Here is a 12,166-nt window from a genome sequence, read left to right as displayed (position 1 = left end):
GGAATAGACTCAACTTAGTGCATGCTGTACTCGGCAGGATTTTCAACCGACGAGGGAGGACACCCCAGCAGTGGACGCCAGCAAGTTCACCACCAAGACGCAGGACGCCCTGTCCGCCGCGATCCGGCAGGCGGGCGCCGCGGGGAACCCGGACGTCAAGCCGGTGCACATCCTGATCGCCCTGCTGGAACAGCCCGAGGGCATCGCCAGGCCGCTCCTGGAGGCGGTCGGCGCGGACACCGCCCGGATCGACGCCGAGGCCCGTCGGCAGTCGGCCGCACTGCCCAGCGCCATGGGCTCCACCGTGGCCGCGCCGCAGCTGGCCCGGGACACCCTGGCGGTGCTCACCGAGGCCGGGAAGCGCGCCGACGACCTGGACGACCAGTACGTCTCCACCGAGCACCTGATGGTCGGCCTGGCCGCCGAGGGCGGCGCGGTCGCCGAGCTGCTGACCCGGCAGGGCGCCACGCCCAAGGCCCTGCTCGCCGCCTTCAAGGACGTCCGCGGCAGCGGCCGGGTCACCTCGCCCGACCCCGAGGGCACCTACAAGGCGCTGGAGAAGTACGGCACGGACCTCACCCAGGCCGCCCGGGACGGCAAGCTCGACCCGGTGATCGGACGGGACCAGGAGATCCGCCGGGTCGTCCAGGTGCTCTCCCGGCGCACCAAGAACAACCCGGTGCTGATCGGCGAGCCCGGCGTCGGCAAGACGGCCGTGGTCGAGGGCCTGGCGCAGCGGATCGTCGCCGGGGACGTCCCGGAGTCGCTGCGCGGCAAGCGCCTGGTCTCGCTGGACCTCAGCGCGATGGTCGCCGGGGCGAAGTACCGCGGCGAGTTCGAGGAGCGGCTGAAGGCCGTCCTGAACGACATCAAGCAGAGCGACGGCCAGGTCGTCACCTTCATCGACGAGCTGCACACCATGGTCGGCGCGGGCGCGGGCGGCGACTCCGCGATGGACGCCGGCAACATGCTCAAGCCGATGCTGGCCCGCGGCGAGCTGCGGATGGTCGGCGCCACCACCCTGGACGAGTACCGCGAGCGGATCGAGAAGGACCCGGCGCTGGAGCGCCGCTTCCAGCAGGTGCTGGTCGGCGAGCCCAGCGTGGAGGACTCCATCGCCATCCTGCGCGGCCTCAAGGGCCGGTACGAGGCGCACCACAAGGTGCAGATCTCGGATGCCGCCCTGGTCGCCGCGGCCACCCTCTCCAACCGCTACATCACCTCCCGCTTCCTGCCCGACAAGGCGATCGACCTGGTCGACGAGGCGGCCTCCCGGCTCCGGATGGAGATCGACTCCTCCCCGGTGGAGATCGACGAACTCCAGCGCTCCGTCGACCGGTTGCGGATGGAGGAGCTGGCCCTGGAGAAGGAGTCCGACCCGGCCTCGGTCGACCGGCTGGCCCGGCTGCGCCGCGATCTCGCCGACCGGAACGAGCAGTTGAGCGTGCTCACGGCCCGCTGGGAGCAGGAGAAGAAGAGCCTGAACCGGGTCGGCGAGCTCAAGGAGCGGCTGGACGACCTGCACGGCGCCCTCGACCGCGCCCAGCGGGACGGCGACTTCGAGCGCGCCTCCAAGCTGATGTACGCCGAGATCCCGACCGCCGAGCACGAGTTGGCCGAGGCCCAGGAGCGCGCCGCCGACCAGGACGCCAGCACCTCGATGGTCAAGGAGGAGGTCGGCCCGGACGACGTCGCCGATGTGGTCGCCTCCTGGACGGGCATCCCGGCCGGCCGGCTACTGGAGGGCGAGAGCGCCAAACTCCTGCGCATGGAGGACGAGTTGGGCCGCCGCCTGATCGGCCAGCGGGAGGCCGTCCAGGCCGTCTCGGACGCGGTGCGCCGCACCCGCTCCGGCATCGCCGACCCCGACCGGCCGACCGGATCCTTCCTCTTCCTCGGCCCGACCGGCGTCGGCAAGACCGAACTCGCCAAGGCCCTGGCCGACTTCCTCTTCGACGACGAGCGGGCGATGGTCCGCATCGACATGAGCGAGTACGGCGAGAAGCACTCCGTCTCGCGCCTGGTCGGCGCCCCGCCCGGCTACGTCGGGTACGAGGAGGGCGGCCAGCTCACCGAGGCGGTCCGCCGCCGCCCGTACAGCGTCGTGCTGCTGGACGAGGTCGAGAAGGCCCACCCCGAGGTCTTCGACGTGCTGCTCCAGGTCCTGGACGACGGCCGGCTCACCGACGGCCAGGGCCGCACGGTGGACTTCCGCAACGCGATCCTGATCCTCACCTCCAACCTGGGCTCGCAGTTCCTCGTCGACCCGGCCACCCCGGAGGAGATGAAGAAGCAGCTGGTGCTGGAGTCGGTGCGGGCCGCGTTCAAGCCGGAGTTCCTCAACCGGCTGGACGACATCGTGGTCTTCGAGCCGCTGGGCACCGCCGAGCTCAGCCGGATCGTCGACCTCCAGGTGGACCGGCTCGGCGACCGGCTACGCGAGCGCCGGCTCACCCTGCAGGTCACCGAGGACGCCCGGGACTGGCTGGCCCGCACCGGCTACGACCCGGCGTACGGCGCCCGGCCGCTGCGCCGCCTGGTGCAGTCCGCGATCGGGGACCGGCTGGCCCGCGCCATCCTCTCCGGCGAGGTCCACGACGGCGACACCGTGGTGGTCGAGCGGGACGGTGACGCCGACCACCTCGGCGTCCGGACGCGGGGGCCGCTGGAGAAGTAGACCGGCTGGTCCGGCGGGCCGGCCCCGCCCCCGGGCGGCGGCCCGCCGGACCAGCCCGGACCCCGTCGGCCGCGTCCGGGCGCCCCTGTGAGCGGGGCCCCGAATGAGGCAGGATGGGACATGGAAGGGCGGCCTCTCATTGCCGGCCACCACGTGCACTGAGGAAGAGGACCCCCATGAGCATCGACCCGTCGTCCATCCCGTCGTTCGGCCTCCCGCAGGGCGGTCAGCCCGGCGGCGGTCAGGGTCGCCCGGCCGGCCCGCCGCCGATCATCGTTCCGGACCAGGCCCTGGTGACCCAGCTGCTCGACCAGATGCAGCTCAAGCACGTCGTGGACGAGGAGGGCGACCTCACCGCCCCCTGGGAGGGCTTCCGCGTCTACTACATGTTCCGCGGTGACCAGAAGGAGCTCTTCGCCGTCCGCGCGTTCTACGACCGCGCCTACCCGCTCGAGGAGAAGGGCGAGATCCTCGACCTGATCGACGAGTGGAACCGCGAGACCCTCTGGCCCAAGGTCTACACGCACACCCACGAGGACGGCGTGGTCCGCCTGATCGGCGAGGCCCAGATGATCGTCGGCACCGGCGTCAACCTCGACTACTTCGTCACCACCACCGCCAACTGGACCCAGGCCGCCGTCGGCTTCGAGCAGTGGATCGTCGAGCGCCTCGGCCTCCAGAAGGAGATCGAGGGCGAGGAGGGCGAGGGCGAGTCCCCCGAGGACACCAACGAGGCCTGACCTCCCCCGCGACTTCGGCATCGGCCCGCCACCGGACCCCCGGTCGGCGGGCCGTGCTTGTCCCCGGCCGCCGACTGCCCCGAGGATGGGGCCGACGACGAGCCGTGAGGAGCTGCAATGGGTGCGAGGCCGCTGTTGAACCGCCGGCTGGCGGGCATGGGCACGACGATCTTCGCGGAGATGTCCGCCCTGGCCACCGCGACCGGATCGATCAACCTCGGCCAGGGGTTCCCCGACACCGACGGCCCGCGCGAGATCGCCGAGGCCGCGGCCCGCGCGGTGCTGGACGGGCACGGCAACCAGTACCCGCCCGGCCCCGGGATCCCCGAGCTGCGGACCGCGATCGCCGAGCACCAGCAGCGCTTCCACGGCCTGTCCTACGACCCCGACACCGAGGTCCTGGTCACCGCGGGCGCCACCGAGGCCATCGCCGCCGCCCTGCTCGCCCTGCTGGAGCCCGGCGACGAGGTGATCGCCCTCGAACCCTTCTACGACTCCTACGCCGCCTGCATCGCCATGGCGGGGGCCGTCCGCGTCCCGCTCACCCTGCGTGCACCGGACTTCCGGCCCGACCTGGACCAGCTGCGCGCCCTGGTCACCCCGCGTACCCGGCTGCTGCTGCTGAACACCCCGCACAACCCGACCGGCACCGTGCTCACCGCCGACGAACTGGCCGCGATCGCCGCCCTGGCCGTCGAGCACGACCTGCTGGTGATCGTCGACGAGGTCTACGAGCACCTGGTGTTCAGCGGCGCCCACCACCCGATCGCCGCCCTGCCCGGCATGCGCGAGCGCACCGTCTCGATCTCCTCGGCCGGCAAGACCTTCTCCTTCACCGGCTGGAAGGTCGGCTGGGTGACGGCGAGCGCGCCGCTGGTCTCGGCGGTCCGCACCGCCAAGCAGTACCTGACCTACGTCAGCGCCGGGCCGTTCCAGTACGCCGTCGCCGAGGCGCTGCGGCTGCCCGACGCGTACTTCGACTCCCTGCGCGCCGACCTGCTGCGCAAGCGGGACCTGCTCGCGGACGGGCTGGACGCGGCCGGGTTCCGGGTGTTCCGGCCCGCGGGCACCTACTTCATCACCACCGACATCACCCCGCTGGGCGAGAAGGACGGCATCGAGTTCTGCCGCACCCTGCCCGGCCGGTGCGGCGTGGTCGCGATCCCCAACGCGGTCTTCTACGACGACTCCGAGGCCGGCCGCCCGCTCGTCCGCTTCGCCTTCTGCAAGCGGGTCGAGGTACTGGAGGAGGCCGTCGCCCGGCTCGGCCGGCTGTAGCCGCCGAGCGGCCGCGACCACGGCCGGGCGCCGCACCAGCCAGGCCTGACGCCCAGTCAATTCGACCACCCCGCTTGACCCGTCACTGCCCGTGGGGCAATTCCGCCTGCCCCGGCGGCACGGGCCGACGCCGCCTGCGCCCGGCGCATCAGGGGTGGGGGCGTGCGGGCCGCCCTCGCGGCGCGCGACCAGAGCGAACGGCGCACACCCCGGTACCAGGGGCGCGCGCGGTGCAGAGTCGCACACCGGGTCGATCAGACCAGGGAAGCGGGTGTGCTCGAAACGGTGAATGCTTGACAAAGTTGGGTAAATCACCGACGGACCCGGCGTATTCATGCTTCTCTGCTGCTGAATCTCCAGCCGGAATCCTTCCTTCCACGGTCGGCCGCGCCCTGGACCGCACAGCCACGAACAGCCTCGCCAACGCCTGGGCCTACTCGGATGCTGCACGGCGGGCGCGCACGGAGCTGAAACGCGGAGCCGAGCATGCTCACCACACTGCAGACCTCCTACACGGACACCCGCGCCGGTGACCTGGCCTGGTGCCTGGGCGGCGACCCGCTGCCCGCTCTCGCGGTTCGCGATCTGAGACTCGACACCGCCGGCCGCCCGGGCCCGCCCGGCACCCTCCAGCTGCGACTGCTGGGCGCCTCGCACCAGGTGGTGATCGCCGCCGGCCCGGGCGAGTGCCTGGAGACGGTCGCCTGTCTGCCGGGCCGCCGCACCCCTTTGCCCGCCCGGGTGGCCAAACAGGTGGCCGGCTGGGAGTACGAGTTCGCGGCCCGGATCGAGGCGCTGCCCCCGCACGAGTTCGCCGCCCGCGCCCAGGAGCTGCTGGCCCTGGTCGAGGGCCACCCCCGCGGCCTGGCCGGCGTCTTCCCCGGGGATCCCAGCGCCTTCACCGCGCTCGTCACCCAGGGCGGCCCGGACCGGCTGCTCTGGCGCACCTGGCACGCCTACCCGCAGGAGGGCCAGCTGGTCTGCACCCGCTCCTCGCTCGTGGTGCCGCAGTGCTCGCTCGTGGTGCCGCAGTGAGGGCCACCGCCCGCCACCAATCGCCGAGCAGCCGGGAATCGCACGCAGGAACGATCCGTCAACCTCCGACACCCCGCTGTCCGTCGAATGGACGCAGCTATCCGTACCGAACGTCGCCTAGCGTTTGTTCGTGATCAACCATCCGGCCGGTCCGCCCGCTCAGTCGGGACTCGACCTCGACGACGGCAGCCCACCCCGGCTCGGGCGGAGCCTGACCCCCCTGCCCGCCCGCCGTCGCGCCCGGCTGCGCTCCCGCCCCCGGCTCGCCCGGCTGGCCGTCCTGCTGGCCGCGTTCGTCTGCGCGGCCTGCGGACTCGTCTACGAGCTCGAACTCGTGGCGCTCGGCAGCTATCTGCTCGGGGACTCGGTCACCCAAACCTCGGTCGTGCTCTCCGTCATGGTGTTCGCGATGGGCCTCGGCTCACTGCTCGCCAAGCGCTTCACCCGCCGCCCCGCCACCGCCTTCGCCCTGGTCGAGTGCGCGCTCGCGCTGACCGGCGGGCTGTCCGTTCTCGCGCTCTACTCCTGCTGGGCCTGGATCGGCCGCTACCAGGCCGCGATGGTCGGGCTGACCTGTCTGATCGGCATCCTGATCGGCGCCGAGATCCCGCTGCTGATGACGCTCATCCAGCGGATCAGACGGGAGGACGCCGGGCGGGCCGCGGCCGACCTCTTCGCGGCCGACTACGTGGGCGCGCTGATCGGCGGCCTCGCCTTCCCGTTCCTGATCCTGCCCGCCTTCGGCCAGGGCACCGGTGCGCTGGTCACCGGCGCGGTCAACGCCGTCGCGGGAGCCGCGGTGGTGCTCTGGCTGTTCCGCGAGGAGCCGGCGCCGAAGGTCCGGATGCTGCTCTGGGGCGGCTGCGCGCTCGTCCTCGCCGCGCTCGCCGCGGCCGCCGCCTGGTCCGGCGCGGTCGAACGGGCCGCCCGGCACGCCCTGTACGGCGCGCAGGTCCGCTTCGCCGCCCACAGCCGGTACCAGGAGATCGTCCTCACCGGCCCGGCCGAGGGGCCGCTGCGGCTCTACCGGGACGGCCGGCTCGCGGTCTGCGGCCCGGACGAGTACCGGGGCAGCGAGGCCCTGGTGCACCCCGCGATGGCCGCCGGACCGGACGCCCGGGTGCTGGTGCTCGGCGGCGGCGACGGACTCGCCGCGCGCGAGGTGCTGCGGCACGGCGGGGTCCGCTCGGTGCTGCTGGTCGACCTCGACCCGGCGCTCACCCGGCTCGCCCGGACCGACCCGGGCCTGGCCGCGCTCTCCGGGCGCTCGCTGGACGACCCGCGGGTGCGGACGGTCGACGCGGACCCGCTGGAGTGGCTGCGCGGCGTCCGGCCCGGGGACCGGGCCTTCGACGTGGTGCTCGCCGATCTGCCCGCCCCCGCGGACGGCGGCACGGTGAAGTTCCACTCCCAGGAGTTCTACGGCCTCGCCACCCGGCTGCTCTCGCCCGGCGGGCGGCTCGCGGTCCGGGCGGGGAGCGACGAGCACGGGCTCTGGCAGATCGAGTCCGGGCTGCGGGCGGCGGGCCTGCGCACCGTCCCGTACACCGTCCAGGGCAGCCCGAAGGCGAGCTGCGTGCCCGGACCGGACGACGGCCAGGGCTTCCTGCTCGCGGCCGCCGCCCAGCCCCCGCTCGGCCTCGCGCCGGACGCCCCGCCCCCGCGCGCGTTCGACTCGGACGCCCTGCGCGCCTCCTCCGCCCGGCTGACCGCCCGGCGCCCCACCCGGCCGCCGGCCGCCCTGACCCTGCTGGGGCCGCACTGAACCGGGAGCGGCTCCGTCCGGGCGCCGCGGACCGACCCCGGACGGAGCCGCCGAAGCCCCCGGTGGGCCCCATCGCGGAGACCACCGGGGGTTGGGTCGGTAGGCTCCCTGGCATGGAGCATGAGGTTGTCGTCCCGATGCCCGCCGAAGCGGTCCGGCAGGCGCTGCAGGATCCCGCCCTGCTGGCACGTTGCGTGCCGGGGCTGAGCACCGAACCGGCCGCGGCCGGCCGCGGCCCCGCCGACGAGATCAGCGGACGGCTGCGCCTGCGGGTCGGCACCTCCACCATCACCTACAAGGGCGTGCTCTCACTGATCGAGGGCCGCGAAGGCGTCCTCACCGTGTTCGCCGAGGGCCAGGAGGCGCGCGGCGGCGGCGAGGCCAGTGCCACCGTCCGGGTGAGCGTCGCGGACGGCGCCGAGGACGGCACCGGCCTGGTCCGCTTCACCGGCGACCTGAGCGCCACCGGGCGGCTCGCCGAGTTCGACGACGAGACCCTCGCCGCCGTCGGCCGCCGGCTGCTGGACCGCTTCGTCGCCGCCCTGGCCGCGCCGGAGGGCGCCGCCGAGGCGGAGCCGGAGGACGACGAGGAGACCGCCGAGGGCTCCGAGGACTCCGAGGGCTCCGACGACGTCGCGGGCGCCGAAGCCGCCGACGACGTGCAGAGCGCCGACGACGTCGACGACGTCGAGCCGGTCGACGACGTCGAGCCGATCGAGGTCGTGGAGGTCGTCGAGCCCGTCGAGGAGGAGACCGGCGCCACCGTGCACTTCCTGGAGGACCGCCAGGACGAGCCCGGCGACGACCTGGAGGACGACCTCTCCGACCTGATCGCCTTCTCCGACGCCGACGCCGAGCGCTTCGGCCTCCCCACCGGCGACCGCACCGAGCACCCCGAGCAGGACGACCGCGAGGGCTCCGGCGACACCTCGGGCCCCGCCGAGGACGGCGACCCGTCCACCGACCTCCCCGCCGAGCTGCCCTTCGAGTACGAGCAGGAGCCGGTGCTCAGCGGCCCGGTCCGCCGCAGCATCGTCGGGCGCTCCGCCGAGGAGGTCGACCACGCCCCGCCGCGCGGCCGCTACGCCCCGGCCCTGCCGGCCCGCAGCGCGCGGGCCCGTGCCGCGTCCCGCTGGGGCGGCGAGGCCGGCGGCATCGTGGTGCCGGGCCCCGGCAGCCGCAACGCGGTGCCGTGGGTGATCGGCGGCGGAGTGGCCCTGCTGGGCGGCGCCGTGGTGCTGGTCAGAGCGCTGCGCCGCCGCTAGGGTCCGTCCTCGGCAGGCTCTAGACTGAACGCTCATGAGCACCGACCTGAGCAACGACCGCGACGCCCTGCTGGCACAGATCAAGGACAAGGCCGTCGTGCACGGCAAGGTCACCCTTTCCTCCGGCAAGGAGGCCGACTACTACGTCGACCTGCGCCGGATCACCCTGGACGCGCAGGCCGCTCCGCTGGTCGGCCGGGTGATGCTGGACGCCACCGCCGACCTGGAGTACGACGCCGTCGGCGGGCTGACCCTGGGTGCCGACCCGGTGGCCGCCGCGATGCTGCACGCCGCCGCCGCCCGCGGCCGTGAGCTGGACGCCTTCGTGGTCCGCAAGGCGGGCAAGGCGCACGGCCTGCAGCGCCGGATCGAGGGCCCGGACGTCAAGGGCCGCCGGGTGCTGGCGGTCGAGGACACCTCCACCACCGGTGGTTCGGTGCTGACCGCCGTCGAGGCCCTGCGCGAGGCGGGCGCCGAGGTGGTCGGCGTCGCGGTGATCGTGGAGCGCGGCGGCGCCGCGGCGGTCGAGGCGACCGGCCTGCCGTACGTGACCGCGTACACCTGGCCCGCCCGGGGCCTGTGCCCCCGGGGCCCCGGGGGCATCGCCACACCGGCCGGGGCCGGTCCGGTTTCACTTTAACCGGGCCCGGCCCCGGCCGTTCGTCGTCCAGGGACAGGCCCCGGAGGGGGATCAGCCCCGGCGGTGGCGGCCGCCGGCCTGGACGGCCTCGCCGTCCTCGGCCACGGCCTCGGCGCCGCCCGCCTTCTTCTTCTTCCGCTCGCGCAGCACCTCGATCAGGATCGGCGAGACGGACAGCAGCACGATCAGCAGCACGGCCGGGATCAGGTACTTGTCGATCACCGGGGCGAGCGCGTCACCGAAGAAGTAACCGATCAGCAGCATGGACTCGGTCCACAGCACACCGCCGATCACGTTCCACAGGAAGAACGTCCGGGCCGGCATCTCCAGGGTGCCGGCGACCGGGTTCAGGAAGGTCCGGACGATCGGCATGAAGCGGGCCAGCACCACCGCCTTGCCGGGCCCGAACTTGTTGAAGTACTCCTCGGCCTTCAGCACGTACTCACGGCGGAAGATCTTCGACTCGGGCTTGTCGAACATCTTCGGCCCGGCCTTCACCCCGATCAGGTGTCCGAGCTGGGCGCCGGCGATGGCGGCCACCGGGGCCCCGATCAGCAGCACCCCGATCGGCAGCTTCGTACCGTCGCCGAGCACCGACGAGGCGGCGTTCGAGGCGGCGACCCCGGCGATGATCAGCAGGGAGTCACCCGGGAAGAAGAATCCGACCAGGAGGCCGGTCTCCGCGAAGATGATCGCGATCAGCCCGATGGCACCGAGGGACGAGATCAGTGATTTGGCGTCGAGCAGATTGACGGCCAGCTGGTTGTAGTCCACGGGCGCAGGATAGCTGGCTTGTATTGACGCGGGCTTCGGCCCGGGGGTCGAGAGGGCCGTCATCCCTTCGTCGCACGCGGGCCCCCGTCCCGACAGGCGGGCCACATGGTGGTCCCCGGGCCTGGGATGGGAAGATGACTCCGGCGTCCCGGACCGCGGTCGCAAACACCCTCATTGTCGTACCGCAGCGGCCGCCTCGAACCTTGGTACAGGAGAGCCGCACCGCAGAGCCGCGCGTAGGCCCCGGTACCCCGGAGTCGCCACGAAGGCGTACACAGCGTCGGACAGCACCGTCCGTACGCCGCAACCCGACAGGAGCGGATTCGCATGCCCATCGCAACTCCCGAGGTCTACAACGAGATGCTCGACCGGGCCAAGGCGGGCAAGTTCGCCTACCCGGCCATCAACGTCACCTCGTCGCAGACCCTGCACGCCGCGCTGCGCGGCTTCGCCGAGGCCGAGAGCGACGGCATCATCCAGATCTCCACCGGTGGTGCGGAGTTCCTGGGCGGCCAGCACAACAAGGACATGGTGACCGGCGCCGTGGCGCTGGCCGAGTTCGCGCACATCGTCGCCGCCAAGTACGACGTCACCATCGCGCTGCACACCGACCACTGCCCGAAGGACAAGCTGGACGGCTACGTCCGCCCGCTGCTGGCGGTCTCCGCCGAGCGCGTGGCCAAGGGTCTGAACCCGCTGTTCCAGTCGCACATGTGGGACGGCTCCGCCGAGACCCTGAACGACAACCTGGCCATCGCCGAGGAGCTGCTGGCCCAGGCCGTCGCCGCCAAGATCATCCTCGAGGTCGAGATCACCCCGACCGGTGGCGAGGAGGACGGCGTCACCCACGAGATCAACGACGAGCTGTACACCACCGTCAACGACGCCGTCCGCACCGCCGAGGCCCTGGGCCTGGGCGAGAAGGGCCGCTACCTGCTGGCCGCCTCCTTCGGCAACGTGCACGGCGTCTACAAGCCGGGCAACGTCGTGCTGAAGCCGGGCCTGCTGCGCGAGCTGCAGGACGCGATCGGCAAGCAGTACGGCAAGACCGACCCGTTCGACTTCGTCTTCCACGGCGGCTCGGGCTCCACCACCGAGGAGATCGCCACCGCGCTGGAGAACGGCGTCGTGAAGATGAACCTCGACACCGACACCCAGTACGCCTTCACCCGCCCGGTCGTGGACCACATGTTCCGCAACTACGACGGCGTGCTGAAGGTCGACGGCGAGGTCGGCAAGAAGAACACCTACGACCCGCGCACCTGGGGCAAGCTCGCCGAGGCCGGCATGGCCGCCCGCGTGCTGGAGGCCGCGCAGCAGCTGCGCTCGGCCGGCAACCGCCTGAAGTAGGGCTCCGCCGGACGGCAGGGTCTGCGGTCGTGCCCCCCAGTGGTTCACTGGGGGGCATGACCATCCACCAGAACCTCCTCGGGGGTCCGCCCCCGACGCACCTGCCCGCCGAGCCCGCTCCGCTGGAGCTGCTGGCCGGCGGCGCCTCCCCGGCCGAGGTCGCGGCGAAGTTCCCGACCTCCTCGCTGGCCTGGGCCCAGCTCGCCGACGACGCCTTCGCCGCCGGCCGCACCGTCGAGTCCTACGCGTACGCCCGGACCGGGTACCACCGCGGGCTGGACTCGCTGCGGCGGGCCGGCTGGAAGGGCCACGGCCCGGTGCCGTGGGAGCACGAGCCGAACCGCGGCTTCCTGCGGGCGCTGCACGCGCTCGGCCGGGCCGCCGCCGCGATCGAGGAGAAGGAGGAGGCGGAGCGCTGCGCGCAGTTCCTCCGGGACAGCTCGCCGACCGCCGCCGCCACCCTGGGCTGACCAGGCCGGTTCGATCGACCGCCCCCGCCGCCCACCCGGGCGGCGGGGGCGCCGTGCGTCGTAAACGCCCTGCGTACCGGGTGCGTGGACATTCACAGGGTCTCCATGCCAGGGTGGGCGGGCGAGGGGGCGCACCTGTCTGTTCGAATGCTCCGCGGCCCCGCCAGCCCGA

The 12,166-nt window shown here is 73.0% G+C and carries 10 protein-coding genes; 9 read left to right on the top strand and 1 reads right to left on the bottom strand.

Translation table 11 applies throughout. The annotated features are described in order from the left end of the window. The first annotated feature begins 70 nt into the window (after positions 1-70). The 7 genes from clpB to pyrE all read left to right on the top strand — a co-directional run bounded on the left by clpB (position 71) and on the right by pyrE (position 9,400). Positions 71-2,677 carry an ATP-dependent chaperone ClpB gene (gene clpB, locus ACIGZJ_RS09135; RefSeq protein ID WP_396456620.1) on the top strand — a complete coding sequence of 869 codons (2,607 nt, stop codon included), beginning with the start codon at positions 71-73 and terminating at the stop codon, positions 2,675-2,677. Positions 2,678-2,853: 176 nt separating this feature from the next. After that, positions 2,854-3,417, top strand: coding sequence for a YbjN domain-containing protein (locus tag ACIGZJ_RS09130; protein ID WP_392930440.1), 564 nt, complete (start codon positions 2,854-2,856; stop codon positions 3,415-3,417). 117 nt (positions 3,418-3,534) lie between these two features. Then, complete coding sequence (locus tag ACIGZJ_RS09125; RefSeq protein WP_396456619.1) at positions 3,535-4,695, top strand: pyridoxal phosphate-dependent aminotransferase; 1,161 nt, start codon at positions 3,535-3,537, stop codon at positions 4,693-4,695. A 486-nt stretch (positions 4,696-5,181) separates the two neighbouring features. Continuing rightward, positions 5,182-5,730 carry a DUF2617 family protein gene (locus ACIGZJ_RS09120; RefSeq protein ID WP_396456618.1) on the top strand — a complete coding sequence of 183 codons (549 nt, stop codon included), beginning with the start codon at positions 5,182-5,184 and terminating at the stop codon, positions 5,728-5,730. Positions 5,731-5,860: 130 nt separating this feature from the next. After that, positions 5,861-7,495, top strand: coding sequence for a polyamine aminopropyltransferase (locus tag ACIGZJ_RS09115; RefSeq protein WP_396456617.1), 1,635 nt, complete (start codon positions 5,861-5,863; stop codon positions 7,493-7,495). Positions 7,496-7,608: 113 nt separating this feature from the next. Then, positions 7,609-8,760, top strand: a complete 1,152-nt coding sequence (locus ACIGZJ_RS09110) for an SRPBCC family protein (protein WP_396456616.1) — start codon at positions 7,609-7,611, stop codon at positions 8,758-8,760. Positions 8,761-8,794: 34 nt separating this feature from the next. After that, on the top strand, positions 8,795-9,400 hold the full coding sequence (pyrE, locus tag ACIGZJ_RS09105) for an orotate phosphoribosyltransferase (RefSeq protein ID WP_396456615.1): 606 nt from the start codon (positions 8,795-8,797) through the stop codon (positions 9,398-9,400). Positions 9,401-9,451: 51 nt separating this feature from the next. Here pyrE and ACIGZJ_RS09100 read toward each other — a convergent pair whose 3' ends face one another. Beyond that, complete coding sequence (locus tag ACIGZJ_RS09100; protein WP_387947719.1) at positions 9,452-10,174, bottom strand: DedA family protein; 723 nt, start codon at positions 10,172-10,174, stop codon at positions 9,452-9,454. Positions 10,175-10,501: 327 nt separating this feature from the next. Between ACIGZJ_RS09100 and fbaA the strand changes: the two genes are divergently transcribed. After that, positions 10,502-11,524, top strand: a complete 1,023-nt coding sequence (fbaA, locus tag ACIGZJ_RS09095; protein WP_392930423.1) for a class II fructose-bisphosphate aldolase — start codon at positions 10,502-10,504, stop codon at positions 11,522-11,524. Between the two features lie 56 nt (positions 11,525-11,580). Further along, positions 11,581-11,994: a DUF3151 domain-containing protein gene (locus tag ACIGZJ_RS09090; protein ID WP_387947715.1), complete on the top strand. Its 414-nt coding sequence runs from the start codon at positions 11,581-11,583 to the stop codon at positions 11,992-11,994. Positions 11,995-12,166: the final 172 nt, after the last annotated feature.

It is taken from the genome of Kitasatospora sp. NPDC052868, from assembly GCF_044547105.1.
In the GTDB taxonomy this organism is placed as follows: Bacteria; Actinomycetota; Actinomycetes; order Streptomycetales; family Streptomycetaceae; genus Kitasatospora.
The sequence above is the reverse complement of the archived record's forward strand: the minus strand, read 5'-3'. Positions and strand labels throughout refer to the sequence as shown.

Bases quoted from the DNA above. Each gene is read 5' to 3' on its own strand.
- ACIGZJ_RS09130 (WP_392930440.1), top strand. From the start codon at position 2,854: ATGAGCATCGACCCGTCGTCCATCCCGTCGTTCGGCCTCCCGCAGGGC.
- ACIGZJ_RS09125 (WP_396456619.1), top strand. From the start codon at position 3,535: ATGGGTGCGAGGCCGCTGTTGAACCGCCGGCTGGCGGGCATGGGCACG.
- ACIGZJ_RS09120 (WP_396456618.1), top strand. From the start codon at position 5,182: ATGCTCACCACACTGCAGACCTCCTACACGGACACCCGCGCCGGTGAC.
- ACIGZJ_RS09110 (WP_396456616.1), top strand. From the start codon at position 7,609: ATGGAGCATGAGGTTGTCGTCCCGATGCCCGCCGAAGCGGTCCGGCAG.
- pyrE (WP_396456615.1), top strand. From the start codon at position 8,795: ATGAGCACCGACCTGAGCAACGACCGCGACGCCCTGCTGGCACAGATC.
- fbaA (WP_392930423.1), top strand. From the start codon at position 10,502: ATGCCCATCGCAACTCCCGAGGTCTACAACGAGATGCTCGACCGGGCC.
- ACIGZJ_RS09090 (WP_387947715.1), top strand. From the start codon at position 11,581: ATGACCATCCACCAGAACCTCCTCGGGGGTCCGCCCCCGACGCACCTG.